Source organism: Bordetella holmesii (assembly GCF_020735985.1).
Lineage (GTDB): Bacteria > Pseudomonadota > Gammaproteobacteria > Burkholderiales > Burkholderiaceae_B > Bordetella > Bordetella holmesii.
On the sequence record NZ_CP085973.1, the window covers coordinates 1,734,961 to 1,759,886 of the forward strand.

Below are 24,926 nucleotides of genomic sequence, written 5' to 3' on the forward strand. Positions count from 1 at the left end.
GCCACGCTCGGCGGGACGGCTGCCAGCAGGCCGTGCCGGGTCGGGCCTTGCGGGCCTGCCGGTGGATTGGCGCGAGTTCGAGTTCTTATTCATGATGATTCCTGGGGAAATCCCCGTTTGGACCGCCGCGCCTCATCGGGCGACTGACGGCCAGGTAAACAGTCGCGCCGGGTCGCCCTCGACCTCGACGCGGTGATCGGCGGTCAGACTGACACGCCGCTCGGCCAACCAGCGAGCCGCCGCCGGATAAACCACGTGTTCTACGTCAAGCACCCGCCCGGCCAGCGCCTCGGGTGTGTCGCCAGCCAGGACCGGCACACAGCCCTGGGCAATGATGGGTCCATGATCCAGCATCGGCGTGACGAAATGCACGGTACAACCATGGACGCGGACGCCGGTGGCCAGCGCCTGCGCGTGCGTATGCAAGCCCGGAAACGCCGGCAGCAGCGAGGGATGAATGTTCACCAGCCGCCCGGCGTAATGATTGACAAACCCCGGCGTGAGCACACGCATGAAACCGGCCAGGAGCACATAATCCGGTTGGTATTGGTCAATGACCTGCGCCAATGCCGTGTCAAAGGCCTCGCGGCTCGGAAACTCTTTATGGAACAGGGCCGCGGTGGGAATGCCCTACCCGGCGGCCCATTCCAGGCCTGCAGCGTCCGGACGACTGGCGATCACCGCAGCCACTTGCGCCGGCCATGCCTGTTCCTCGCAGCTTTGCACCAGCGATTGCATATTGCTGCCGCGCCCTGAAATCAGGATGACAAAGCGGCACGGAGTCGATTGGGTTGGGGACAAGATAAGAAATTCCAAAGCGAGCCAACCCAAAATTGTAAACTCTTGGACGTGAAACCATTGCTGCGCATCCACCACCACCTGCCGCCCCCTGGGCAGCGCCCCCCCTGTGCCCTGACCATCGGCAACTTCGATGGGGTGCACCGGGGCCATCAGGCCATCCTCGCCCGAGTCCGCGAAGCCGCGCAAACTCGCGGTTTGACGCCTGCGGTAATGACGTTCGAGCCGCATCCGCGCGAGTATTTCGCGCAACGGCATCAGCGTCCGGAGCTCTCCCCCACCCGCATCAGCGGCCTGCGCGACAAGGTGGCCTCGCTGGCGTGCGCGGGCATCGAGCAGGTGCTGATCGAGCCGTTCGACGCTCGTCTGGCCGAAATGTCGGCCAACGCGTTCATCGAAGATCTGCTGGTCGATGGCCTGCAGACACGCTGGCTACTGGTAGGCGAAGACTTCCGCTTCGGTCATAAGCGCAGCGGCGATATCGACCTCTTGCGCGAGGCAGGTCTGGCACACGGCTTTGAGGTGGCCACCCTGGCCGACGTGACGAACAGCCATGGCCACCGCATCTCCAGCTCGGAAGTGCGCACCGCGCTCGCGGTGGGCGACCTGGCGCGCGCTGAACACTTGCTTGGCCATCCCTTCCATATCAGCGGCCATGTGATCCACGGCCGCAAACTGGGGCGGCAACTGGGCTTTCCCACCATGAATCTGCGCGTAGCGCCTCGTTGTGCGGCCCGCTCAGGCATTTACGTGGTGCGCGTCCAAGGCCTGGGCCCGCAGCCCATGGCCGCCGTTGCCAGTCTGGGGGTACGCCCCAGCGTCGAAGACGCCGGCCGGGTTTTGCTTGAAGTTCACTTGCTCGACGAGAGCCTCGACGCTTACGGTAAACTCATAAACGTCGAATTCCTGCACAAACTGCGGGATGAAGAAAAGTTTTCCGACCTCCCTTCCCTGACTGCCGCCATCGCCGAAGACGCGCGAAACGCGCGTGCCTATTTTGCCGTTCATGGACTATAAAAAGACCCTCAACCTGCCCGATACCTCTTTCCCCATGCGGGGCGACCTTGCCAAGCGCGAGCCTGGCTGGGTGCAACAATGGGAGGAAAACCGCGTCTATCAGGCCATACGTGCCGCCAGCAAGGGCCGGCCGCTGTTCGTTCTGCACGACGGCCCGCCATATGCCAATGGCGACATTCATATCGGGCACGCGGTCAACAAGATTCTGAAGGACATCATCGTCAAGAGCCGCAACATGGCCGGCTTTGATGCGCCTTATGTGCCGGGCTGGGACTGCCACGGCATGCCGATCGAGATTCAGATCGAGAAAAAATACGGCAAGAACCTTCCGGTTACCGAAGTCCAGGCCAAGGCTCGCGCCTATGCGCACGAACAACTGGACCGCCAGCGCAAGGACTTCAAGCGTCTGGGCGTGCTGGGCGACTGGGACAACCCTTATCTCACCATGAACTTCAGAAATGAGGCCGATGAGATCCGGGTGCTGGCGCGCATCCTCGAGAAGGGCTACGTGTTTCGCGGTCTCAAGCCCGTGAACTGGTGTTTCGACTGCGGCTCGGCGCTGGCCGAAGCCGAGGTCGAGTACGCCGATCGCGTCGACCCGGCCGTGGACGTCGCCTTCCCCTTCATTGACAAGCCCGGGCTGGCCCGTGCCTTCGGGCTGGACAGCGTGGACGATGGCGCAGTCGTCATCTGGACCACGACGCCGTGGACCATTCCGTCGAATCAGGCTCTCAATGTCCATCCCGAGATCGCCTACGCTCTGGTGCGCGTGTCGCCTACGCCGGTTCACGGTCCACTGGTACTAATCGCCAAAGAGCGGGTCGAAGCCTGCCTGCAATCCTGGGGGCTGGAAGGCGAAATCATTGCCACGGCACCCGGCGAGGCCCTGGCCGGCCTGCGTTTTGCGCATCCACTGGCCAATGCCGCCGAAGGCTACGACCGCACCTCCCCCATCTATCTGGGCGACTACGTCACCTTGGACGCCGGCACCGGCGTCGTGCACTCGGCTCCGGCCTACGGCATCGAAGACTTTGTCTCATGCAAAGCGCATGGTCTGGTCGATGCCGACATCCTCAGCCCGGTCATGGGCGATGGCAAGTTCGCTTCCACTCTGCCGCTATTTGGCGGGCTGACAATCTGGGAGGCCAACCCCAAGATCGTCGAAGCCCTGAAACTGGCGGGTTCGCTCATGCATGTGCAAAAGCTGTCGCACAGCTATATGCACTGCTGGCGTCATAAAACGCCGGTCATCTATCGCGCCACGAGCCAATGGTTTGCTGGCATGGATGTCACTCCGGCTGACGGCGGCCCCACATTGCGTGAAAGCGCGCTTGCCGGCATCGAGGCCACCGCCTTCTACCCGGCCTGGGGCCGGGCCCGCCTGCACTCCATGATCGCCAATCGCCCCGACTGGACACTGTCGCGGCAGCGTCAATGGGGCGTGCCGATGGCGTTCTTCGTACACAAGGAAACCGGTGAACTCCACCCTCGCACGGTGGAATTGCTCGAAGAAGTCGCCAAACGCGTCGAGAAAGGCGGCATCGAAGCCTGGCAGTCGCTGGATCCGCGCGATCTGCTGGGCGATGAAGCCGACAGCTACGAAAAGAATCGCGACACCCTGGATGTGTGGTTTGACTCGGGCAGCACCCACGCCACCGTACTCGGTGGCAAAGACCATGCCCTGGCTGGTTCGCATGGCGAGCAACTTGCCTGGCCTGCCGATCTTTATCTTGAAGGCAGCGACCAGCACCGCGGCTGGTTTCACTCTTCGCTGTTGACCGGTTGCATGCTTTACGGCCAGCCGCCCTACAAAGGCCTGCTCACCCACGGTTTCGTGGTGGACGGCCAGGGTCGCAAGATGAGCAAATCGGTTGGCAATGTAATCGCGCCGCAGAAAGTCTCCGATTCGCTGGGTGCCGAGATTCTGCGCCTCTGGGTGGCCTCGACCGACTACTCGGGCGAGTTGTCCATATCCGACGAGATTCTCAAACGTGTGGTCGAAGGCTATCGCCGCATCCGCAATACTTTGCGTTTCCTGCTGGCCAACGTGGCTGATTTCGACGGGGTCAATCAGGCCGTCGATTTTGGCGACCTGCTCGAGATCGACCGCTATGCGCTGGCCATGACGGCACAGATGCAGAGCGAGGTATTGGCCAATTACGAGCGCTACGACTTCCACCCGGCAGTTTCCCGGCTGCAGACGTTCTGCTCCGAAGACCTCGGCGCTTTCTATCTGGACATCCTGAAGGATCGTCTCTATACCAGCGCCCCGGACAGTCACGCACGTCGCAGCGCACAGACCGCATTGCTGGAGATCACGCAGACACTGCTCAAGCTGATGGCTCCTATCCTGACCTTCACGGCGGAAGAGGCCTGGACCGTCTTGGTGGGATCGGCTCTCAAGCACCAGGCCGACGCGGCACGCCTGACAATTCTGACCGAGGTCTACCATCAGCTGCCGCCCTACGCCGACGCCGAAGCGCTAACGGGCCGCTGGACCCGCCTGCGCGCCATCCGCGCTGACGTGCTGCGCAAGCTAGAAGACGTTCGCAGCGAAGGCCTGATCGGCTCCTCTTTGCAGGCCGAAGTCGACCTTTACGCACAAGGCCAAGATCACGAACTGCTGGCCAGCCTGGGCGATGATCTGCGTTTCGTGCTGATTGTTTCGCGTGCCACCGTGCACGCCCGAGACGGCGAACTCACCATCGAAATCGCCCCCTCCGGCAACAAGAAGTGCGAACGCTGCTGGCACTGGCGCAGCGATGTCGGACAGGACGCCAATCATCCCGAGATCTGCGGCCGCTGCGTATCCAATCTCTTTGGCGCGGGCGAAACGCGCGAGAAGGCCTGAGCATGACGCAAGCCTCGCCGAAGGTCCGGGGAAAACTGGGCGGCGCCCTGGCGCTGGCCCTGTTGATCATCGTGATCGATCAGGTCACCAAGGTCTACTTCAATACTGCATTTTCCTTTGGCGAGCGTGTCAACGTGCTGCCGTTTTTCGACTTCACCCTGCTGTACAACCGCGGCGCGGCGTTCAGTTTTCTGGCCGCGCAGCAAGGCTGGCAACGCTGGTTCTTCACGTTGCTGGGACTTGTCGCGGCAGGCGTGATTGTCTGGTTGTTGTGCCGCTCTCCGGGACAGCCTCGCTTTCGTGCAGCGCTCATCCTCATCATGGGCGGCGCACTGGGCAACGTGATCGATCGCTTGATCTACGGGCATGTGGTGGACTTCCTGCTGTTCTACTGGAAGGATTGGTATTACCCTGCCTTCAACATTGCCGACGTCGCCATTACCTGCGGCGCCGTGCTGCTGGTGCTCGACGAACTGCTGCGCGGCCGTGCCAAGCCGAAAACGTCTGCCGGCGCCTGATCGGCCTACAATCCGTTCCATCGACCAACAGGAAAGCGGCGCCTGCGCCGCATAGCCACCATGCTTGATCTCGCCCGCAAACGCATTGTCCTCGGAATGACTGGAGGCATTGCCTGCTACAAGATCGCCGAGCTCGTGCGCCGTCTGACCGAGCAGGGAGCCACGGTCGATGTCGTCATGACCGAAGCAGCGACGCATTTCATCACCCCCACGACCATGCAGGCACTGTCAGGCCGCCCGGTCTTTGTCGACGCCTGGGATGCGCGTGTGCCCAACAATATGGCGCACATCGATCTGACCCGCGGCGCCGATGCGGTACTGATCGCGCCGGCGAGCACCGATTTCATGGCCAAGCTGGCTCATGGTCTGGCCGACGACCTGCTCTCGACGCTGTGCGTAGCTCGGGCCTGCCCTTTGCTGGTGGCGCCTGCCATGAACCGAGAGATGTGGTCCAATCCGGCGACCCAGCGCAATGTGGCCCAACTGCAGGCCGACGGCGTTACCCTGCTCGGACCTGCGGCTGGCGAACAAGCCTGTGGCGAAACAGGTTCGGGGCGCATGCTCGAGCCACACGAAATCCTTGCGGATCTGATTGCATTTTTTCAACCCAAGTTGTTGGCCGGGCGCCATCTGCTGTTGACGGCGGGCCCGACCTCCGAGCCGGTCGATCCGGTTCGTGTGCTGACCAACCGCTCCTCGGGCAAAACCGGCTATGCATTGGCGCGCGCCGCCCACGAAGCGGGGGCACGTGTCACGCTGGTGACCGGCGCGACCGCGTTGCTGGTACCGCGTGGCGTGATGGCCATACAAGTCATGACCGCGCAACAGATGTACGACGCCGTCATGGCTCACGCTCACGACGCGGATATTTTTGTGGCTGTGGCGGCCGTCGCAGACTGGCGCGTCAAGAATCCCGCCAACCAAAAGCTCAAGAAGGACAGCGAGGGTGGCGGTCAGCCCCGCATGGAGTTCGAACCCAATCCTGACATCCTGGCCGAAGTCGCGCGTTTGCCCAAGGGCCCATGGTGCGTCGGTTTCGCGGCCGAAACCGAGAAACTGTCGGAGCACGCCGAGGCCAAGCGCCAGCGCAAGGGCATCCCTCTATTGGTGGGTAATCTGGCGCATAAAGTGATGGATGCGGATACGACCGAACTGGTGCTGTTCGATGCCCTGGGCGCGCATCCGTTGCCGGCCGCACCCAAGTTGGATGCCGCCCGCCGGCTGATAGCCGAGATCGCGGGCCGCTTTGCGCAAGGCAACGTCCAGGCCTGAGGCAGCTTTCCAGCCACCGGATGCCTAACGCTTTGCCGGGCGCCATGCCCGGGCTCAGAGGCCACAGGCGCGCCAGCCCCGCCACGACCAGCAACGTTAGAACGACACGCCCCAGCAACACGATCCACACATTGGCTCCCACTGCCAGCAAGAGCAATGTGTCCTCGATCAACGAGTGCGATAGTGACAACCAGCAAAGAGCCAGAAAGCGGGTGCGCGCCGACAGTTGCATACGCTGGGCTTCATCGATGATGAGCACCCCCCTGACCTGCCCCCAGATTTAGTACGGCACCGACATAGAGCCCAGGGGTAAAAGACCTTCTTTCTGATGAGCCTGCACGAATTGCGCCGGCGTTAAATATCCGAGCGCGCTGTGAGGCCGATCGGTGTTGTACTCGACTCGCCAGTTTTCGATCAAGCTTTTAGCCTGTCGCAGGGACAAGAACCAGTGCTCGTTAAGGCATTCGTCGCGGAACTTGCCGTTGAAACTTTCGATATAAGCGTTCTCCACCGGCTTACCCGGCCGAATAAACGACAGCTTTACGCCTGCTTGGTAGGCCCCCAGGCGTCCAAGGCTCTTCCGGCGAACTCTGGCCCGTTGTCCACGGTAATAGATCGCGGCAGGCCACGCATCTCCGCCAGCCGTTGCAGCACCATGGCAACACGCAGTCCCGGCAACGACGTATCGACCTCGATGGCCAGGCATTCGCGAGTGTAGTCATCGACGATAGTCAAACAGCGGAATCGGCGGCCATAGGCTAGGCCGTCGGCCACAAAGTCCATTGACCAACTCTGATTCGGCGCGATTGCCGCTGGGCGAACCACGCGCTCGGTCATTAATGTCCTGACCGCCTCGCGTTTGGCCTGCGGGCTGACTACTTTCGGCTTAGCAGATCCTGAAGCGCCGCCTTGTCCAGCATCGACTCGGCCAACAGCTTCTTGAGCTTGTTGTTCTCCTGCTCCAGCTCCTTGAGCCTCTGAGCGTCCGACACCGTCATGCCACCGAACTTCGCCTTCCAGTTGTAGTACGTTGCCTCGGAGATTCCGTGCTTGCGGCACAACTCTGCGGGCTTGGCACCTGCATCGGCTTCCTTGAGCACGCCGATGATTTGCTCTTCCGTAAATCGTTTCTTCATTGCCATTCCTTTGGGAACGGACTCTACATCGATTTCGTACTAATCACGGGGAGCAGGTCACACCCAGCATCGTGACTGGCGCGACCTGAGGGTCTAACCCTGACCAACGCAACACCGGAGTCAGAACGCGCGTCAGCGCTGCGGTCAGGCCGCAACGCTGCATGATGTCCAGCAAGACGAGCAAGGCGGCGATCACGGCAAAGGTCAGCGCCATCGACACCGCCGTCCCTTGCAACCATTGCCACAGACTTAATTCCGCCGCGCTGGCCTGTTGCCCTTGCATCCACGCAAAAGACATTGGCTGCGAAAGCACTCCCAACGCGTGGCAGGTCCAGGAGACCGCCGCGCCGTAGGCCAGAGCCATGACCAGGCGCAAACCCGCCGTGGCCCAGAAACTGGCCCCAGCACGGCGCACGATGGCCTGCTTGACGGGCAAATTGTGCGCAAGCAACACCATGGCCGCGAGCGCACTGAATTGCCCGGCAGTGATATCCAGCCCCCCCGCCAGGCCAGCCAAAGCGGCCAGCGCGCCGTAGACGCCAACAAAAATACTTGCCATCCATATCAGTGCTGCTTGTGCTGGCAGGTTCAACCAGCCCATTACCGGTGCGAAATAATGGCCGAGAACGTCAACCCATCCCATCCATTGACCCAGCTGCACCAGCAACATGATGGGCAGCATCACCTTGGCCAAGGCAATGAACAAACGCAGGCTGCGGCTTAGCACGCGACGGACATAAGCAAGCATGAGTATCGGCTTTTGTGTGCGAAAACCGGGCAGCATAGCGTGGAAGCTTCACAACATGGACGCCTTTCGTTGCCTGCAGATAAAAAAATACGCTATAAATCGCGCACGACTCACAATAAAATTGCGCCATGTTGTTAGACCCACTAGACCACCGTATCCTTTCGATACTGCAGCGGGATGCGGACCTGTCCAATGCCGCTTTGGCCGATGAAGTCGGTCTTTCGCCTTCAGCCTGTCTGCGGCGAGTTGCCCGCCTGAAGGAAACCGGCGTCATCCAGCGCGTCGTCGCATTGCTGGACACCAAACACACCGGCCGCGCATTGACGGCCATCGTCACCATTGAATTCAGCCGGCATGGGTCGGAATACCGGCGCAAACTCATGCAAGCGTTGCTGGCCGAGCCGGCCGTGACCCAGTGCTATCTGGTGACTGGCCGAATTTCCTGTGTGATCATCGTCCACATGAACAATATGGACGACTATCTGGCTTTCGCCGACCGGCATTTCGACCAAGACGAAAACGTCGAGGCCTTCTATACCCATGTTGTCATGCAGACCGTGAAAAACGAGCCGGGGCCGCCTTTGCTCGACCTCGTCTGAGCGAGGGCGGCGCATTTTTCAAAGCAGAGATAGCTTGCCTGGTGCCAACGCCTGCGCCGCTACCGCGCCATGAAACAGCAAGGCCGGGTGCGTACCCAGCAACGCCAAGCCACGCGCATCCAGACGCAGGGCACTTCCTTCCGGCAGCGCCACCACCTTGCGTTGCGGATGGATGGCGCAGAATTCGGCAATGCGCTGATCGCGCGTCTCGCCCAGATGGCCGGGCGGATGGGCAGTCGTGTAGTGCGGGTTGATCTGGAACGGCACCAGATCCAGCGCCTCGAAACCGCCCGGATCCACGATGGGCATGTCATTGGTGGTGCAAATGGTGGGCGCGGCAATATTGGCGCCAGCGCTCCAGCCCACATACCCTGCCTGGCCGGCACGCACTCGCTCGGCGATCAACGACAACAGGCCGCGCCGGCGCAACTCGCGCAGCAGTTGAAAAGTATTGCCGCCGCCCACGATGATGAGCCGTGCCTCGGCCAGCGCGCAGGCCGGATCGGCCTCCTGATGCAGCCCCCGTATAGCGATGCCCGCCGGCAACAACGCATCGGCGACCTGCTGCGTGTAGTCGTCCCAGGTGCGCGTCACCCCCGCAAAGGGCACGAACAACGCCGGGCCACTACCGGTCAGCGTCGAAGTCAGCTCCGACAGCCAGGGCTGAGCGTGAATCAAATAACCAGCCGAGCTGGCCGAGTTGCTCAAAAGCAGTGCGTTCATGATCAGGATGCTTCAGTCAAAGTTGCGCTGGGCCCAATCGGCCAGCGGCAAAGGCGTGCCGGCGATGCGCGCCAGCAATTGGCGAAATTCAGGCCATCCACCGCGCTGGCTCGGCCAGCGCCGGGGAGTGATCGCTTGCCAATCCGGGCCGTGGCGCTCGCCCATGGCAAAACGAAACGTATAGTAGCCGGGTAGCCCCATACGCAAATCAGTCACCACCAACGTATCATCCAGCACGTCGTAACGCAGCCAGTCGTTGGTAAACCAGCGCAAACGGGCCAATTGCGGATCATCACCGAGCACCTTGCCCAGATCACGATTAAGGGACTGCGCGAGCAATTGCGGCGGCGAACCATCCAGCCAGCCGCTCAGCGCCTCGTAATACTCATCTGCGTCGGTTTTCGCCACGACACGCCACAAAAGAATATTCAACGGCGTAGGCGTTGCCAGCACCTGTGTCACCTGGTGGCCACGCGCCTGCAAGGCAGCCGTCACCTCGCGCTCAGCCATGAAACGCCCGGCCAAGCCGGCAAAGAGATAAGCCGTACTGAACACGAGGGTGGCGGCCAGAATGCGCTACATGGTGCGGCTCACACCCACGGCTGCCGCCGCCAGCACGGCAAGCAGGAGAGGAACGGTATAGAGCGGATCGATAATGAACACCGCCGACCAACTCTCCGGCGTGAAGGCCAGCGGCCAGAACAATTGCGTGCCATACACCGTAAACGCATCCAGCAAGGGATACGTGATCAGGACCAGCCACACGGTCAGAAACAGGCGCCCGATGAAGTAAGGCGCACCCGGCCAACGCTTACGTATCAGCCATGCCAGTAGGGCCGCCAACGCCGTCAGCACGAAGATCGAGTGCGAAAAGCCCCGGTGATAGGTCATGCTGAACACCGGGTCGGGATAGGAAATCACGACATCCAGATCCGGTAAAGTAGCCAGAATAGCCCCATACACCAACGCGCGCCGCCCCTGCCAGCGCCCCAGCAATGTCGCCTGTATACCCGCACCCAACACTGCCTGTGTTACCGAGTCCATATGTCCGCCTGTCCTGCCCTAGTCTGCTAGTGCCCGGCTGCTCGAACCGACGCCGCCTGGCTGCGCTACACAGGCGTTAAGATACAGGATTGATCTCAGCGGTTTTCCCATGGATTCATACATCGCCAAAATCGGGACATTCATAGAAGCCAATCAGGACTGGGCCGGCCCCATCACCTTTTTGCTTACGTTAGGCGAATCGATGCTCATCCTGGGCCTAATCATCCCGGCCACCGCATTGATGCTGCTAACCGGAGGACTGATCGGAGCGGGGACTTTGTCTGTTGGCACCATTCTGATTTGGGGAGTGGCTGGTGCGGTGCTAGGCGACGCCATCTCCTACTTGATCGGTCGTTGGCTGGGCCCGGGCGTCACACGACGCTGGCCCCTGTCGACCCAGCGCACGGCTGTCGCCCGCGCACGGCTGTTTTTCTATCGTTATGGATTTGCCTCTGTCTTTTTGGGGCGCTTTCTCGGGCCGATCCGTTCGACCATACCCACGGTGGCCGGCATCATGCGCATGAACCACGCGCGCTTTCAGATTGCCAACATCCTCTCCGCAATCGTCTGGCTACCCGCTATGCTGGCGCCGGGCTACTTCGCCGCGCGTGGCCTGGCCGCCGCCCGCCAGAGCCAACAATTCGGCCTGATCGCCGCGGCACTGGTATCCGTGGTGATCGGATTGTGGCTGGCCACCAGTTTGTTGAAAAAGCGCCGCCTGGCTGCTCATCGCGGCCGGTAAAACTCCTGATCAGGAATACCATGTCCATCTACGGCGAACCCAAAAATGGCGATTTCGCGCGCTACGTTGAAGAGCTATCGCGCCAAGGCCTGGGCTCCGAGACAAGCGTGACCGGGCAATCGCCGGGCGAAGTACCGCGCGGCCATGTGCCGCCCCCACGTCTTCGCCGAGCCAAACCGGCCAGTGTGCCGGCAGCCCTCTCGCCTGCAACTGCCACGCCCGCCGGCCAGCCGACCTTGGCTCAGCAAGCCAGCCTGCGCCAAGCCAGTTCGCGGCAAGCGTTGCTGGGCTTCATCGTGATCTGCTTGGCCGTCTGGAACTTCGCGTCCTATCTGGCTCACGAACACCAGAGCGCGGGACGCTTCATCATTCCTGCCTTGGTCGGATTGTGGTTGTTTCGCGGGGCTGCCCGCAAACGCGAGCAATCTCGCGCTGCAACGCGCGTGCTGCCGCCCCTGAACCTGCCTCCGAAGCCGTGAGCCTCTGTTAGGCTTGCGTCTTTACTTTTTACATTCCCGCAATGAAATCTGTCGATCTAAAAATCCTTGACGCGCGCATGCGCGACTGTCTACCCGCCTACGCCACGCCCGGCTCCGCCGGCCTGGACCTGCGTGCGTGCATCGACCAAGCCCTCGTTATCGAGCCCGGTGCCACCGTTCTCGTCCCCACCGGACTGGCCATCCATGTGGCTGACCCGGGTTATGCCGCTGTCATTCTGCCCAGGTCGGGCCTGGGCCACAAACACGGCATCGTGCTGGGCAATCTGGTCGGGCTGATTGACTCCGACTATCAGGGCCAATTGATGGTGTCGACCTGGAATCGTGGTCAGACCGCTTTTACGCTGGAACCCATGGAGCGCCTGGCGCAGTTGGTCATCGTGCCGGTCGTGCAAGTCAGCTTCAACGTGGTGGAAACATTCGGTGATTCGGAGCGCGGTGCCGGTGGTTTCGGCAGCACTGGGCGCGCCTGATGCCAAGGGGCAGCGCCGCAGCCTGCCCCTTCTCCAGCCGCCGACAGCGGCTACTCTGCCTCGATGACGCTTTGCAGGAACTGCCGGGTACGCTCTTGCTGAGGATCCGCAAACAATTCCGAAGAGGGCCTATCCTCGACGATATTCCCTTCGTCGAAGAAAAGCGTTCGATCGGAACTACGCTCGGCAAACTTCATCTGATGCGTGACGATGATCATCGTCATGTCTTTCTTGGCCGACAGATCACTCAGGATCTGCAAGATCCCGCCCACCAATTCGGGGTCCAGTGCCGAGGTCACCTCATCAAAGAGCATGACATCAGGGCGCATCGCCAAGGCGCGCGCGATGCCCACTCGTTGTTTCTGGCCCCCCGACAGCCGCGCGGGATGCGCGTCCAGCTTATCCCCCAGACCAACGAGCTCGAGATACTCCCGGCCACGGGCTTCGGCCTCCTCGCGCCGCAAACCCAGTACCCGCAGCGGCGCCTCCATCACATTACCCAATGCCGTCATGCGAGGAAAGAGATTGAAATGCTGGAAAACCATTCCTATCTTGCTGCGCACCTGGCGCACGTGCGCTGAATGAGGGTCGGCCAGCCTGCCCTGAGCATCGTGCCACATCGAGACACCATCGATCTCGATTTCCCCATCACTGGGGCGATCCAGCGTCATGAGCAAACGCAGCAACGTGGATTTCCCCGAGCCTGAAGGCCCGATGATGGAAAGCGTCTGGCCTGCAGGAATTTCCAGATCTATGCCACGCAGCACTTCGTGTTCACCGTAGCGCTTGCGCAGATTCTTCAGAAGTATGCTCGCGCTCATCACGCACCTCCATAAATGACTTTCAAGCGGCCCTCCAGACGGCGTACGCCCCAGGCAGCGATCAGGCTCAGCACCAGAAAGATAATCCCCACCAGTGTCAGCGATTCGGTATAGCGAAATGTGCTCGAACCGATGATTTTGCTTTTCTGAAGCAGTTCGACCACCGTAATGGCCGACAACAGAGGGGTGTCCTTGAACATGGCAATCAGGTAGTTGCCCAGCGCCGGCACCACCGGGGGAATAGCCTGCGGCAGGATGATGTCAACCGCTGTGCGCCAAGGCGAGAGATTCAAGGCGATAGCCGCTTCGTGCTGGCCGCGCGGCACGCCCTCGAGGCCGGCGCGATAGACCTCGGAGCAATACGCGGCATAGTGCAGTCCCAGTGCAAGCACACCCGTGATCAGGGGCGACATGCTCAGGCCCAGCGAAGGCAGCACGTAAAACAGAAAGTACATCTGCACAAGCAGTGGCGTGCTACGCACGAACTCCACTACCAGGCCTGCAGTCCACGATACGGCCTTCCAGGGAGAGCGGCGCAATAGGGCCAAGACCAAACCGAACACGACGGCAAACAACATTCCCAGGATGGTGGCCTGCACCGTCACCAGCAAGGCCGAACCCAGCGATGGCAGGATTTCCCAGGCGAATTTCCAATCAAAAATAGGAGTCATTGGATCCGCACCCTTTTCTCAAGCCAACGCACCGCGCCCGTGATGCATAGCGCCACGGCGAAATACATCAGCAGCATGATGCTGAAGATCTCTGTGGTCTGCAGTGTCTCGCTACGCAGCAATTGCCCGCGAAACGTCAGGTCTGTAATCGTGATGAGGGACACGAGTGCCGTATTCTTGAGCAACTCGATAAGCAGATTGCCGGCCTGCGGCAGCATGGCCGCAAACGCTTGAGGCAAAATCACGCGCCGCATGACCTGACGACGTGTGAAATTCAACGCCACGCCGGCTTCGCGCTGCCCGGCGGGCACCGCCTGGATCGCTCCACGCACGACCTCTGCTCCATAGGCTCCGGCATTTAGCGCCAACACCACGATGCCAACGAGAATCGCCGGTAAGCGCACACCGAACATCGGCAGTACAAAGTAGAACCAGAAAAGTTGCACCAGCGCCGACGTGCCGCGGAATACCTCGACATAGACCAGAGAAATCATCCGCAGCCATGCCTGACTGGACAATCTGGCCAAACCGGCCAGGATGGCAAGCGGAATAGCCAAGAGCGCCGCGCCGAGCGTAATACGCAAGGTCACCAGTAAACCTTGCCATAGCGGGCCTATCAGTTCAGGTAACGAGTCCATGACCGCGCCCTCAAGGCGTGCCGCACAGCTTGGCGGCCGTCACGTCGCCAGGTAACTCCGCTTTGGTAAATCCAAAAGGGGCCACGAGTTTGGCGTGCTCTTCAGTGCCCAAAAACTTGGCCAGCTCGGCATTGAACGCATCCGCAAACGCTTTGTCCTCCTTGCGAAAGGCGAACGCCCCATAACCACGTGCCTCCTTACCGTCAATGACTGGGTTCTTGAAAGGCTGCGCACGCTCCATCCCCCCGCCATCCTGTACCTTGTTCAGCAGATCGTTGATCGTCAGCGCAGTAGCCGCATACGCGTCAGCGCGCTCGGCCTGCACCCCTGAAAACGCACTGACCGCATCCGGGAAGACCACCATCTGACCGGCATCGACCTTCGAGTCCCGCGCGTAATCGCCCTCGATTGCGCCTACCACAACACCCAGTTTCGCGTCTGGCTTGTTGGCGACGTCCTCGAAACTGTGCAATTGCTTGGGGTTGCCCTTGGGAACCAAAAAGCCCTCATCCACGCCATAGGTGGGATTGGAGAAGGCCACCTGCTTGCAGCGCTCAGGAGTGACGTACATCCCGGCGGCGATGATGTCGAAACGCCGGGCCTGTAACCCGGGGATGAGAGAGCCGAATTCGGTCAAGACCCCGTCCACCTCATTGATGCCCATGCGTTTGAGCACCACGCGCGCCACCTCAACGGACTCCCCGCTCACCCGGGCGTTCTGGCTGTCCATGAAGGCATAGGGAGCCTCGTTGGCATAACCGATGCGTATACGACCCGCGCTCTTCGCGGCCTGGAGCGTGTCCTGCGTGCTGCTCTGCTTCTCCTGCGATGCAGGAGCGACATTGTTGCTCCCTGAATCACACGCCGCCAGTGCAGTGAGAGTGGCCGCAGCAAGCACTCGCTTGGTCCAGAACCCGCTCGTCGTTGTTGTCATCTTGGTGTCCCGATAATTAGTTCACCAAGAATATTATGCGAATAAATGATTTGAGTACGAATCAAATTTCAACAAAAAGGGGCAGGATCAGACCTGCCCCCTAGGGCAACGACTATTTAACCCGGGTATATATCAGGGTTGTCCCGCATAAGAGAATTTGCCATCCTTAATCACACCCATGACGCGGGCACGCTCGTCAAACCCTTGATGGTCCTTCGCGCTGATGTTGAGCACGCCATTGGGCACGGCCAAATCCCGCGTGTTCTCCAGCGCATCCCGTAAGGCGCGGCGAAATTCAGGCGTACCCGGCTTGGCGCCCGATTTCAGGGCTCGGGCAACTGCCGAGTCCAGCAACATCCAGGCACCATAAGCGTCGCCGGCGAACTGCGTCAAGCTGTGCGCACCATGCTCGGCCTCATACTTTTCGGCGAAGTCCATGGCAACCTTCTTGACCGGATTGTCCGCGGGAAGCTCACGTGCCACCACGGCCGGTCCCGTCGGAAACAACGTGCCTTCAACGTCCCGTCCGCCCACCTGCAAAAATTCCAGCGTACCGATGCCGTGAGTTTGATAGATAGGCCCCTTGTAACCACGCTCGAGCAGGGTCTTTTGCGGCAGCGCCGACGGTGTACCGGCCCCGGCGATCAAGACAGCATCCGGCTTGGCCCCGATGACCTTAAGCGCCTGCCCCACGACGGAAGCGTCTGTGCGCTGGAAGCGCTCCTGCGCCACGATATCCAGGCCTGCAGCCTTGGCAGCCGCGGAAAACTCCTTCCACCAGCTGTCGCCATAGGAATCGGCGAACCCGATGAAGGCCACCGATTTAACCCCCTTCTTTTTCATGTCCTGGACCAGCACCGAAGCCATGAGCGAGTCGTTCTGCGGCATTTTGAATGCCCAGGTTCGCTTGGGATCGGATACCGGCTCGACAATGACGGCCGAGGCAGCCAGCGCCACCATGGGTGTACCTGTTTCGGCCAGCACATCCAGTCCAGCCAGCGCCGCCGCGGTGGTGTTGGGCCCTACGATGGCGTCAACCTTGTCTTCCGATGTCAACTTGCGCATGTTCTTGACCGCGCGGCTGACGTCGGTGCCATCGTCCAATACGACATAGCGCGCAGGCTGGCCACCCAGCGTGCTGGGCCAGAGGCGAATGGCGTTGTTGGTTTGAATACCGATGGCTGCGGCCGGACCGGTGGTGGAGACATCCACACCGATGACGACGTCGGCCTGCGCGCCGAAGGCGCAACCCATGGCAACCGCAAGCGCGGCGCATCGCTGAACAATGGAGGACATGATTGGATTCCGTATGGAAGGAAAAAGCCTGACGGCGGTCCCGTAACCGCCTGCATACGTATTTTGCCCTATGTCTCTGCCGTACGTGCCTGGCTCATTACGAGCTCGGGCTCGGCAGCGTACGCCTCGTACACCAAAGCAGCCAGAGCAAGATCCTCCAGCGCGCTACCAACGGCCTTGAAAACCGTGATCTGCCCGTCTTCGCTGCGGCCACTGACCTGCCCGCGGACAAGATCAAACAACGTGCCGCGGATATCTGGCATGCGCAGCGTGCCTGCCTTGAAGGCCTCTAGCAGGTCGCCCGATTTGGTCGGCGCCTCGTCGGTATCGACGTAGACGGAAGTGCCTGCAAAGCACGCCGGGTCCGCCTCCATCATTTCCGGGGTGAAACTGCCGATCAGATCGAGATGAGTCCCACCGCGCAACCATTCTCCACGCACTAAAGGCGTGGTGGACAAGGTGGCGCAACTGACAATATCTGCCCTGCTCACAGCGGTCTGCAGATCTGTGACCGCCCACGCACGAAATCCCTCATCGCACAACCGCCGCGCCAATGCCTGGGCGCCCTGCTGGCGCACATTCCAGACCATGACCTCTTCAATGGGGCGCACGGCACGCATGGCAGCTGGCACCAAGCCCGCAATGCGGCCGCTGCCGAGCACCAACAGCCGCTGCGCGTCGCGCCTGGCCAGATAGTCCGCTCCCAGTGCGGCAGCCGCTGCCGTACGGAACGCCGTCACCACATTCCCATCGATCTGGGCCAACGGCACGCCGGTACGTGCGCAATACAGTGCGTAACTCGCATGTAGCCCTGGCAAGCCGTCGCGAGTGTTCTCGGCAAAGATGTTGATTACCTTCACACCGTAATACCCCGCCTCGCTCCAGGCCGGCATTATCAGGGAGGTTCCCTGTCGGCCTTCGGCCTTGATGTGGTGCACGTGCCGCGCTGGCACCGTATACCCACCGCGAAAAGCGGCTCGCAATGTGGCAATCACGGACGGAAAAGCCAGCGCCTTGCGCGTGGCGGTGCTATTGATGTTCAACATGGCAGCCTCCTGGTTGCATTATGGCCGCATCCCCTCACGATTTTCCACTTAGGCCATGGGACGATATGATGGACCGGCTGGGAGCTGGTCTCCCTCATCACGCTAACAGGAGTTTCCTCATGAAAAAGACAGCATCTGCCGTCTGGCAAGGCGACCTGAAGAACGGCAAGGGCAGCATCTCCACCCAGAGCGGCGCACTCAAGAGCCAGCCCTACGGCTTCAAAACCCGTTTTGAGGATGAACCCGGCACCAACCCCGAAGAACTCATTGGGGCGGCCCACGCGGGTTGTTTTTCCATGGCGCTATCCAATGTGCTGGGTGAGGCAGGGCTGACCGCCGAACGCATCGACACCTCCGCCGAGGTCACGCTGGACAAAACCGATGATGGGTTCGCGATAACGGCCATCCACCTGATCGTCGTGGCGAGCATCCCCAATGCCAGCGACGCGGCATTTCAGGAAGCGGCCGCCAAGGCCAAGGCAGGGTGCCCGGTGTCCAAGGTGCTCAACGCCAAGATCACCATGCAGGCCTCGCTGGCCTGAACCCGAGGCGTTCTGGGGGCGATAGGGCCTACGATCCGGCACCTGGGTGGCCGAGATCGCCACTGGCGCCGGATTGGGTCAAAACCTGCTGGCGGCGGTTTTTGCATCGGCCTTGCGTTCGATGGGTTTTCAAATCCTGGCGGCCAGGCTGGCTGGCGCCACCCAGACCGGCTTGCTCATCGGGCTCAGGGCCCGCCCCTGCTGCGCAGCGCGGTATCGCCCGTCGCCTCAGTCGGCAGGATCCGGGTTCGCTTGACAAAACAAGGGCCGGCACGTGGCCGGCCCCGTTCGGCCCAACACCGATCAAGCCTGCTCGAGGTGATCCAGGTCCACGGGCAAGGCCCGGTTGATCACGGAAGCCACCTTTACGCGCAATGCATTCGAATGCGCCCGCCTGACCTCACGTTTGACGTCGAGCAGTTGCTGCGGATGCATGGAGAACTCCTTCAACCCCAGCCCCAATAACAGCCGTGTCAGCCGCGCATCGCCCGCCATCTCGCCACACACGGCAACCGGCTTGCCAGCCCGCTCACCGGCGTTGATGGTCGCGGCAATCAAACGCAGGACCGCCGGATGCAAGGGGTCATACAAGCCAGCCACATCGTGATCACCCCGATCGATGGCCAGCGTGTACTGAATCAAATCATTGGTACCGATGGATAGGAAGTCCAGCGCCTGGGCAAAAGGCTCGATCGCGATCGCCATGGCAGGTACTTCGACCATGGCACCGACTTCCATTTTTGCCGCATAGGCCTGCCCTCTGAGATCTAGCTCCCGACGCGCGGCATCCAGCGCGGCATACACCGCTTTGACTTCGTGCATGTGGGCGATCATGGGAACCAGCATGCGCACCGGGCCGTGAGCCGACGCACGCAGAATGGCCCGCAACTGACTGGCAAACATGTCCGGGCGCGCCAGACAATATCGAATGGCTCGCTGGCCCAGGGCAGGATTGGTCGCGACGGTCGCCTCGCCGTCCAAGGTTTTGTCTGAACCAATATCCAGCGTGCGTATCGTGACGGGTCGACCTGCCATGGTCCGGACCACCGAAACGTAGGCGTGGTACTGCTCCTCTTCGCCAGGCAAATCGGCCCGGCCCATGAAGAGAAACTCGCTACGAAACAAACCGATCGCATCGGCACCACTAGCCAGGGCCAGCGCGGCTTCCTCCGGAAGTTCGATATTGGCTTCAAGCTTGACGTCTATGCCATCGAGCGTGATGGCCGGCACATCTCTGAGCAGCGCAAGCTCGGCACGCTCTTGCGCATAAGCGCACTGACGGGCGCGATACTCGTCGAGAATGGCCGCCGAGGGATTGACCACCAGTACTCCGGAGGCACCATCGACAATCAACACATCACCATCGCGAACCAGTTCGCGCGCATTGCCCATCGCCACTACGGCGGGCACCCCCATGCTGCGTGCCACGATGGCGGTGTGCGACGTGGGCCCGCCCAGGTCTGTGACAAAGGCCGCAAAACGTCCGCCACGCAGGCGCAGCATGTCAGCGGGAGAAATATCATGTGCCACCACCACCAGCGCATCATCGCCATCCACGCTGGAGCCATCGGGCAACAAGGTCGAGGTGCCGGACAGCACCTGCAAGACCCGTTCGATGACCTGGCGTACGTCGCCTCCTCGCTCGCGCAGATACTCGTCCTCCATGGCGTCGAACTGCTCGCTCAGGATCTGGCCCTGAGCAGTCAACGCCCACTCGGCGTTGTAAAAGCGTTCGGCAATCATGGTACGCGCCTGTTCGGCCAACAGCGGATCGCCAATAAGCAGACGATGCACGTTGAGCATGGCACCCAATTCGCGCGGCGCGTCTTCCGGCAAGCTATCGGCCAACTCGAGCAAGTCGGCTTGCGCCTGCACAAGTGCCTGCGTCAGGCGATGACATTCGGCACCCACATCTTCCGCGGCAATACGATAATGCGCCACCTCGAGAGCCGCTGCGCCCATGACCACAGCCCGGCCGATAGCGTAACCCCGTGCGACACCCTTGCCGAACAAAGACAATACGGGGTTGGCAAGACCAACCCCGTCATCGGACACAGCTAGCGGCGCCGGAGCAACCATGGCGCCGAGAGTCCTCCCCTCTTCGCGTCTACTCTTGCTCACCGAATTTGTTATCGAACAGAGATTGAATCTCAGCCAGGGCTTGATCAGCATCGGCACCGGATGCATCGATCTTGACCGTGACCCCCAGACCTGCGGCCAGCATCATCACGCCCATGATGCTTTTAGCGTTGACGCGCTGCGCACCGCGGGCAATGAAAATCTCGCTGTTGAACTTGCTGGCGAGCTGCGTGAGTTTGGCTGCCGCCCGGGCGTGCAAGCCAAGTTTATTGCTGATGACAATATCTAACGTAGGCATATTTTGTTTTTTGATCACGGCCCGCAAGCCGTGCTGGGTGGATTGTCAGGGCGAACCCCGCATCAGTCTACACGCAAGCAGCCCTGCACCCCTCCTGCCAACGCTTTTTCACGTGTTTCGGCCAATGACAGATTGCGGTAGGTCAATGCCCGAAGCAGCATGGGCGTGTTCAGACCAGCTAACACGCAGCATTGCACGCCGCTAGCCTGGGCATCGGCCACTGCGCGTTTGGCGATATTGGCTGGCGTCGCGCCGATGAGATCCGTCAACACCAGCACACCCTGCCCTCTGTTGACTCGCAGAATATCCTGCAAGACCTGCGGTACCAAATCATCCGGCAAGTCCTGCGGCAGGATGTCATGCACCGCTAGCACATCCGTGGTATCACCCAGGACATGCCGCACGCTCTCGCGCATGGCGCTGCCCAACGGGGCATGGACGACGATAACGATCCCTGTCATGGCCGAGTCGAGGTCAAGCAGCAGCGCGCTCAAGCGCCTGAGCGAACATGTCGGCAACGTCAAAGCCCGTCTGCTCGGTGATTTCGACAAAGCAGGTCGGGCTGGTGACGTTGATTTCCGTCACGTAGTCACCAATCACATCCAGTCCGATGAGCAACAACCCACGGCCGGCGGTCCGGGCTGCCACCACGCGCGCTAACTCCAGATCGCGCCCGGAAAGCGGCTGCGCCACCCCTCGGCCACCAGCAGCCAGATTGCCCCGCGTCTCACCAGCCAGAGGAATACGCGCCAGCGAATAAGGCACTGCCTCGCCACCGATGATCAGGATGCGCTTGTCGCCCTTGACGATCTCGGGAATGTAGCGCTGCGCCATGATGGTGCGCGTGCCGTTGTCGGTCAGCGTCTCCAGGATGGCGTTGCGGTTGGCCTCATTCGGCTGGAGACGAAAAATACCCGTGCCGCCCATACCGTCGAGCGGTTTGACGATCACATCGCCATGCAAGGCATGAAAGGCCTTGATGCGGTCCATGTTGCGGGTGACCAGCGTTGGGGGGGTCAGTTCCGCCACTTCGGTAATAGCGAGCTTTTCGGGGTGATTACGAATCGCTGCTCCGCCGTTGAAGACTTTGGCGCCCTGAGCCTGGGCATACTCGAGCAAATGCGTGGAGTAGACGTACTCCATATCAAAAGGCGGATCCTTGCGCATGAGCACGGCACCAAACTCCGCCAGCGGCACATCGGACTGCGCACCCGTGTCGCGCCACCAGTCATGACCGTGCAGATCAGCGCCGTCGACCAGCTCGATGGGTTGGCTATGCGCGCAGACCGTGCCTGCTTCGATATAAATATCACCCTGCAAAGCCACGCTTAGCGTATGTCCGCGAGCGACGAGCGCGCGCATCATGGCCACAGAGCTGTCCTTGTATGCCTTGAGCTGGGGCAAAGGATCGATGATGAACAAGACGTGCATTACGTTACCTGACACCTCTGCCCCGCTTCCTGGACACCCAGAACGGAGCCGATAAATACGTCGTAGCGCAGCCGGGCGGCACGCCATGCCCCACCCTTGGTGGAGCAATCAACGCAAACCGGCCCGGAGCCTTCCCTGAGGAAGATCCGGGCCGGACTAGCGGAATCAACTGGCCGCGTCGGCCTTGGTTGCGCTCGCTTTTTTCTTCGGTGCAAGCACCATGACCATCTGGCGGCCTTCGAGCTTGGGCATCGCCTCGACCTGAGCCACTTCGGTCAGATCGTCGCGCACTCGCTCCAGCACCCGCATACCGAGCTCCTGGTGAGCCATTTCGCGTCCGCGAAAGCGCAGCGTCACTTTGGCCTTATCACCCTCTTCCAGGAAGCGGCGCAGATTGCGCAGCTTGACCTGATAGTCGCCATCGTCGGTCGCAGGGCGGAATTTCACTTCCTTGACCTGGATGACCTTCTGCTTGGAACGCGCTTCGGCCTGCCGCTTTTGTTCCTGGTACTTGAACTTGCCGTAGTCCATCAAACGGCAGACTGGCGGCTCGGCATTAGGCGCGATTTCGACCAGATCCACGTCAGCTTGTTCCGACAGACGGAAAGCATAGGTAATCTTGACGATACCCAGTTGCTCTCCCTCCAGACCTATGAGGCGCACCTCGGGGACGCGGATTTCACCGTTGATGCGAATGCTTTTTTCAGTGGCGATGTTGAAAACTCCTAGAAAGATTAAACAGCTTTGGCATCCGGCTGAACGACATTGCGCCGACTGGCGACGTCCTCGTTCAGGCGAGCGACAAAGTCGTCGAAAGGAATGGCGCCCAGATCCAGGCCACCAAGTCCACGTACGGCGACGGTTCCGTTTTGAGCCTCCTTGTCGCCTACGACAAGGATGTACGGAACCTTTTGCAGGCTGTGTTCCCGGATTTTACGAGTGATTTTTTCACCACGCAAATCGGCCTGGACCCTAAAGCCTTGTTTTTTCAGGCTTTGTGTGATTTTGGCCGCATAATCGGCCGAGGGCTCGGAAATGCAGCATACAACGGCCTGCACCGGTGCCAGCCAAGGTGGCATTGCGCCGGCATGATTTTCGATCAGCATGCCGATAAAACGTTCCAGCGAACCCAGAATCGCACGATGCAGCATCACCGGCGCGCGACGCTGGTCGCTTGGGTCGACATATTCGGCGCCCAGGCGCACGGGCATGGAGAAATCCACCTGAATCGTGCCGCACTGCCAGTGACGGCCAATGGCGTCCTTCAAGGTGTATTCCACCTTGGGCCCGTAGAAAGCCCCCTCTCCCGGCGAGATCTCGAACTCGCAACCCGTGCGGCGCAGGCTTTCCATCAGGGCCGTTTCGGCCTTGTCCCAGATCTCGTCGCTGCCGATGCGCTTTTCAGGCCGGGAGGCGACCTTGTACAGCACTTCGGTAAAGCCGAAATCCCGATACACCTTCTGTAACAAAACCGTGAAGTCCGCGCACTCGTCCTGAAGCTGGTCTTCGGTACAGAAAATATGCCCGTCATCTTGTGTAAAGCCGCGCACACGCATCATGCCGTGCAGCGAACCCGACGGCTCGTTGCGGTGGCATTGGCCAAACTCACCGTAGCGCAGGGGCAGCTCGCGATACGAGTGCAACCCGGCGTTGAAGATCTGCACGTGCCCCGGGCAGTTCATGGGTTTGAGGCCATACACGCGGTTCTCCGACTCGGTCGTGAACATGTTTTCGCGGTAGTTGTCCCAGTGCCCGGTCTTTTTCCACAAGGAAAGGTCCAAAATCTGGGGGGCTTTGACTTCCTGGTAGCCATTATCGCGATACACGGCACGCATGTACTGCTCAACCTGCTGCCAGAGCGCCCAACCTTTCGGGTGCCAGAAAATGAGTCCGGGTGCTTCGTCCTGGAAATGGAACAGATCCAGATCACGGCCGATCTTGCGATGGTCGCGCCGCTCGGCTTCTTCGAGCATGTGCAGATAAGCATCCTGCTCTTCCTTGCTCGCCCAGGCCGTGCCGTAGATGCGTTGCAGCATCTCGTTGTTACTGTCTCCACGCCAATAAGCGCCAGCCACCTTCATCAGCTTGAAAACCTTGAGCTTGCCCGTGGATGGCACGTGAGGACCACGGCAAAGGTCGATGAAATCACCTTCGCGATACAGGCTGATGTTCTCGTTGCTCGGAATCGACGCGATGATTTCTACCTTGTAGGCCTCGCCTATTCCCCTGAAGAAAGCCACCGCCTCATCGCGGGACCACACTTCGCGCGTCACCACCTCGTCCTTGCGGGCGAGTTCGATCATCTTTTTCTCAATCGCCTGCAAGTCTTCTGGCGTGAAGGGGCGCTTGTAGGCGAAGTCGTAATAGAAGCCGTTGTCGATCACCGGCCCGATCGTGACTTGAGCATCCGGATAAAGCGACTTGACCGCGTACGCCAACAGGTGGGCCGTCGAATGGCGGATCAAATCCAGGCCATCGGCCTCTTTGGCTGTGACGATGGCCAGCCGCGCATCGCCTTCGATACGATAGCTGGTGTCGACCAGCTTGGGCTCGGTGCCCTCGAAGGTGACGCGCCCAGCCAAGGCCGCCTTGGCCAGGCCGGTTCCGATGGACTGCGCGACTTCCGCGACCGTGACCGGCCCGGGGTATTGGCGCTGAGAACCATCCGGCAAAGTGATTTGTACCATCGACGAGTTTCCTGGATGAGAAACGAAAAACGCGGCTATCTAGCCGCGTTTTATCTGCCTATGTT

The 24,926-nt window shown here is 60.7% G+C and carries 23 protein-coding genes and 3 pseudogenes; 9 read left to right on the forward strand and 17 right to left on the reverse strand.

What is annotated here, in order from left to right; translation table 11 throughout:
• Window positions 1–132: 132 nt before the first annotated feature.
• Window positions 133–738 (reverse strand): annotated as a pseudogene (gene purN / locus LK440_RS08255) (phosphoribosylglycinamide formyltransferase).
• Between the two features lie 111 nt (window positions 739–849).
• Between purN and LK440_RS08260 the strand changes: the two are divergent.
• Genes LK440_RS08260 through coaBC form a run of 4 tightly spaced genes read left to right on the forward strand, consistent with a single transcriptional unit; the run spans window position 850 to window position 6,456 of the window.
• Window positions 850–1,815 carry a bifunctional riboflavin kinase/FAD synthetase gene (locus LK440_RS08260; RefSeq protein WP_005013657.1) on the forward strand — a complete coding sequence of 322 codons (966 nt, stop codon included), beginning with the start codon at window positions 850–852 and terminating at the stop codon, window positions 1,813–1,815.
• Window positions 1,805–4,666 (forward strand): isoleucine--tRNA ligase, encoded by a 2,862-nt coding sequence (ileS, locus tag LK440_RS08265; RefSeq protein ID WP_005013656.1) that lies wholly within the window; start codon window positions 1,805–1,807, stop codon window positions 4,664–4,666. The genes LK440_RS08260 and ileS overlap by 11 nt, the downstream gene beginning before the upstream one ends.
• A 2-nt stretch (window positions 4,667–4,668) precedes the next feature.
• A complete protein-coding gene (lspA, locus tag LK440_RS08270) occupies window positions 4,669–5,184 on the forward strand; it encodes a signal peptidase II (RefSeq protein WP_005013655.1) in 516 nt (171 codons plus the stop codon).
• A gap of 60 nt (window positions 5,185–5,244) precedes the next feature.
• On the forward strand, window positions 5,245–6,456 hold the full coding sequence (coaBC, locus tag LK440_RS08275) for a bifunctional phosphopantothenoylcysteine decarboxylase/phosphopantothenate--cysteine ligase CoaBC (protein ID WP_005013654.1): 1,212 nt from the start codon (window positions 5,245–5,247) through the stop codon (window positions 6,454–6,456).
• A gap of 280 nt (window positions 6,457–6,736) precedes the next feature.
• Here the strand turns inward: coaBC and LK440_RS08280 are convergent.
• Window positions 6,737–7,592 (reverse strand): annotated as a pseudogene (locus tag LK440_RS08280) (IS3 family transposase).
• 43 nt (window positions 7,593–7,635) lie between these two features.
• Window positions 7,636–8,340 carry a hypothetical protein gene (locus LK440_RS08285; protein WP_026087937.1) on the reverse strand — a complete coding sequence of 235 codons (705 nt, stop codon included), beginning with the start codon at window positions 8,338–8,340 and terminating at the stop codon, window positions 7,636–7,638.
• Between the two features lie 128 nt (window positions 8,341–8,468).
• On the opposite strand from LK440_RS08285, the gene LK440_RS08290 reads away from it, so the two are divergent.
• Entirely contained in the window at window positions 8,469–8,939 is a 471-nt protein-coding gene (locus LK440_RS08290; protein WP_005013652.1) for an Lrp/AsnC family transcriptional regulator, read from the forward strand.
• Window positions 8,940–8,957: 18 nt separating this feature from the next.
• Here the strand turns inward: LK440_RS08290 and pepE are convergent, their stop codons facing one another.
• Both pepE and LK440_RS08300 read right to left on the reverse strand, forming a co-directional pair.
• Entirely contained in the window at window positions 8,958–9,662 is a 705-nt protein-coding gene (pepE, locus tag LK440_RS08295; protein WP_005013651.1) for a dipeptidase PepE, read from the reverse strand.
• A 12-nt stretch (window positions 9,663–9,674) separates the two neighbouring features.
• A pseudogene (locus LK440_RS08300) lies at window positions 9,675–10,706 on the reverse strand (metal-dependent hydrolase).
• 109 nt (window positions 10,707–10,815) lie between these two features.
• On the opposite strand from LK440_RS08300, the gene LK440_RS08305 reads away from it, so the two are divergent.
• From LK440_RS08305 to dut, 3 genes are read left to right on the forward strand one after another with little or no spacing between them, the layout of a single operon-like run.
• Window positions 10,816–11,448 (forward strand): DedA family protein, encoded by a 633-nt coding sequence (locus LK440_RS08305; protein WP_005013648.1) that lies wholly within the window; start codon window positions 10,816–10,818, stop codon window positions 11,446–11,448.
• 20 nt (window positions 11,449–11,468) lie between these two features.
• On the forward strand, window positions 11,469–11,927 hold the full coding sequence (locus LK440_RS08310) for a hypothetical protein (RefSeq protein WP_005013647.1): 459 nt from the start codon (window positions 11,469–11,471) through the stop codon (window positions 11,925–11,927).
• A gap of 41 nt (window positions 11,928–11,968) precedes the next feature.
• Window positions 11,969–12,418, forward strand: a complete 450-nt coding sequence (dut, locus tag LK440_RS08315; protein ID WP_005013645.1) for a dUTP diphosphatase — start codon at window positions 11,969–11,971, stop codon at window positions 12,416–12,418.
• A gap of 50 nt (window positions 12,419–12,468) precedes the next feature.
• On the opposite strand, the gene LK440_RS08320 is transcribed toward dut, so the two are convergent.
• The 6 genes from LK440_RS08320 to lhpI form a co-directional block, all read right to left on the reverse strand.
• Window positions 12,469–13,239: an amino acid ABC transporter ATP-binding protein gene (locus LK440_RS08320; protein ID WP_025341434.1), complete on the reverse strand. Its 771-nt coding sequence runs from the start codon at window positions 13,237–13,239 to the stop codon at window positions 12,469–12,471.
• Entirely contained in the window at window positions 13,239–13,910 is a 672-nt protein-coding gene (ehuD, locus tag LK440_RS08325; RefSeq protein WP_005013644.1) for an ectoine/hydroxyectoine ABC transporter permease subunit EhuD, read from the reverse strand. Before ehuD ends, LK440_RS08320 begins: the two co-directional genes overlap by 1 nt.
• Window positions 13,907–14,548 carry an ectoine/hydroxyectoine ABC transporter permease subunit EhuC gene (ehuC, locus tag LK440_RS08330; protein WP_005013643.1) on the reverse strand — a complete coding sequence of 214 codons (642 nt, stop codon included), beginning with the start codon at window positions 14,546–14,548 and terminating at the stop codon, window positions 13,907–13,909. Before ehuC ends, ehuD begins: the two co-directional genes overlap by 4 nt.
• Window positions 14,549–14,558: 10 nt before the next feature.
• The gene (gene ehuB, locus LK440_RS08335; RefSeq protein WP_025341433.1) at window positions 14,559–15,482 is read right to left on the reverse strand and encodes an ectoine/hydroxyectoine ABC transporter substrate-binding protein EhuB; all 924 of its coding nucleotides are present in this window, start codon (window positions 15,480–15,482) and stop codon (window positions 14,559–14,561) included.
• A gap of 132 nt (window positions 15,483–15,614) precedes the next feature.
• Window positions 15,615–16,778, reverse strand: coding sequence for an ABC transporter substrate-binding protein (locus LK440_RS08340; protein WP_005013641.1), 1,164 nt, complete (start codon window positions 16,776–16,778; stop codon window positions 15,615–15,617).
• 68 nt (window positions 16,779–16,846) lie between these two features.
• Window positions 16,847–17,824, reverse strand: coding sequence for a bifunctional Delta(1)-pyrroline-2-carboxylate/Delta(1)-piperideine-2-carboxylate reductase (lhpI, locus tag LK440_RS08345; RefSeq protein ID WP_005013640.1), 978 nt, complete (start codon window positions 17,822–17,824; stop codon window positions 16,847–16,849).
• A 119-nt stretch (window positions 17,825–17,943) separates the two neighbouring features.
• Here lhpI and LK440_RS08350 point away from each other — a divergent pair, with 119 nt between their 5' ends.
• On the forward strand, window positions 17,944–18,366 hold the full coding sequence (locus tag LK440_RS08350) for an OsmC family protein (RefSeq protein ID WP_005013639.1): 423 nt from the start codon (window positions 17,944–17,946) through the stop codon (window positions 18,364–18,366).
• Window positions 18,367–18,669: 303 nt separating this feature from the next.
• Here LK440_RS08350 and ptsP read toward each other — a convergent pair whose 3' ends face one another.
• The 6 genes from ptsP to thrS all read right to left on the reverse strand — a co-directional run bounded on the left by ptsP (window position 18,670) and on the right by thrS (window position 24,861).
• On the reverse strand, window positions 18,670–20,328 hold the full coding sequence (ptsP, locus tag LK440_RS08355; RefSeq protein ID WP_230580933.1) for a phosphoenolpyruvate--protein phosphotransferase: 1,659 nt from the start codon (window positions 20,326–20,328) through the stop codon (window positions 18,670–18,672).
• 145 nt (window positions 20,329–20,473) lie between these two features.
• Window positions 20,474–20,743, reverse strand: a complete 270-nt coding sequence (locus LK440_RS08360) for an HPr family phosphocarrier protein (protein WP_005013636.1) — start codon at window positions 20,741–20,743, stop codon at window positions 20,474–20,476.
• 62 nt (window positions 20,744–20,805) lie between these two features.
• Window positions 20,806–21,204 carry a PTS sugar transporter subunit IIA gene (locus LK440_RS08365; protein ID WP_005013635.1) on the reverse strand — a complete coding sequence of 133 codons (399 nt, stop codon included), beginning with the start codon at window positions 21,202–21,204 and terminating at the stop codon, window positions 20,806–20,808.
• A gap of 13 nt (window positions 21,205–21,217) precedes the next feature.
• Window positions 21,218–22,174, reverse strand: coding sequence for a glutathione synthase (gshB, locus tag LK440_RS08370; RefSeq protein ID WP_005013634.1), 957 nt, complete (start codon window positions 22,172–22,174; stop codon window positions 21,218–21,220).
• Between the two features lie 165 nt (window positions 22,175–22,339).
• Entirely contained in the window at window positions 22,340–22,909 is a 570-nt protein-coding gene (gene infC, locus LK440_RS08375) for a translation initiation factor IF-3 (RefSeq protein WP_227944834.1), read from the reverse strand.
• Window positions 22,909–24,861 (reverse strand): threonine--tRNA ligase, encoded by a 1,953-nt coding sequence (thrS, locus tag LK440_RS08380; RefSeq protein ID WP_005013632.1) that lies wholly within the window; start codon window positions 24,859–24,861, stop codon window positions 22,909–22,911. The genes infC and thrS overlap by 1 nt, the downstream gene beginning before the upstream one ends.
• Between the last annotated feature and the right edge of the window lie 65 nt (window positions 24,862–24,926).

Bases quoted from the DNA above. Each gene is read 5' to 3' on its own strand.
- ileS (WP_005013656.1), top strand. From the start codon at position 1,805: ATGGACTATAAAAAGACCCTCAACCTGCCCGATACCTCTTTCCCCATG.
- lspA (WP_005013655.1), top strand. From the start codon at position 4,669: ATGACGCAAGCCTCGCCGAAGGTCCGGGGAAAACTGGGCGGCGCCCTG.
- coaBC (WP_005013654.1), top strand. From the start codon at position 5,245: ATGCTTGATCTCGCCCGCAAACGCATTGTCCTCGGAATGACTGGAGGC.
- LK440_RS08285 (WP_026087937.1), bottom strand. From the start codon at position 8,340: ATGCTTGCTTATGTCCGTCGCGTGCTAAGCCGCAGCCTGCGTTTGTTC.
- LK440_RS08290 (WP_005013652.1), top strand. From the start codon at position 8,469: ATGTTGTTAGACCCACTAGACCACCGTATCCTTTCGATACTGCAGCGG.
- pepE (WP_005013651.1), bottom strand. From the start codon at position 9,662: ATGAACGCACTGCTTTTGAGCAACTCGGCCAGCTCGGCTGGTTATTTG.
- LK440_RS08305 (WP_005013648.1), top strand. From the start codon at position 10,816: ATGGATTCATACATCGCCAAAATCGGGACATTCATAGAAGCCAATCAG.
- LK440_RS08310 (WP_005013647.1), top strand. From the start codon at position 11,469: ATGTCCATCTACGGCGAACCCAAAAATGGCGATTTCGCGCGCTACGTT.
- dut (WP_005013645.1), top strand. From the start codon at position 11,969: ATGAAATCTGTCGATCTAAAAATCCTTGACGCGCGCATGCGCGACTGT.
- LK440_RS08320 (WP_025341434.1), bottom strand. From the start codon at position 13,239: ATGAGCGCGAGCATACTTCTGAAGAATCTGCGCAAGCGCTACGGTGAA.
- ehuD (WP_005013644.1), bottom strand. From the start codon at position 13,910: ATGACTCCTATTTTTGATTGGAAATTCGCCTGGGAAATCCTGCCATCG.
- ehuC (WP_005013643.1), bottom strand. From the start codon at position 14,548: ATGGACTCGTTACCTGAACTGATAGGCCCGCTATGGCAAGGTTTACTG.
- ehuB (WP_025341433.1), bottom strand. From the start codon at position 15,482: ATGACAACAACGACGAGCGGGTTCTGGACCAAGCGAGTGCTTGCTGCG.
- LK440_RS08340 (WP_005013641.1), bottom strand. From the start codon at position 16,778: ATGTCCTCCATTGTTCAGCGATGCGCCGCGCTTGCGGTTGCCATGGGT.
- lhpI (WP_005013640.1), bottom strand. From the start codon at position 17,824: ATGTTGAACATCAATAGCACCGCCACGCGCAAGGCGCTGGCTTTTCCG.
- LK440_RS08350 (WP_005013639.1), top strand. From the start codon at position 17,944: ATGAAAAAGACAGCATCTGCCGTCTGGCAAGGCGACCTGAAGAACGGC.
- ptsP (WP_230580933.1), bottom strand. From the start codon at position 20,328: ATGGGCGCAGCGGCTCTCGAGGTGGCGCATTATCGTATTGCCGCGGAA.
- LK440_RS08360 (WP_005013636.1), bottom strand. From the start codon at position 20,743: ATGCCTACGTTAGATATTGTCATCAGCAATAAACTTGGCTTGCACGCC.
- LK440_RS08365 (WP_005013635.1), bottom strand. From the start codon at position 21,204: ATGACAGGGATCGTTATCGTCGTCCATGCCCCGTTGGGCAGCGCCATG.
- gshB (WP_005013634.1), bottom strand. From the start codon at position 22,174: ATGCACGTCTTGTTCATCATCGATCCTTTGCCCCAGCTCAAGGCATAC.
- thrS (WP_005013632.1), bottom strand. From the start codon at position 24,861: ATGGTACAAATCACTTTGCCGGATGGTTCTCAGCGCCAATACCCCGGG.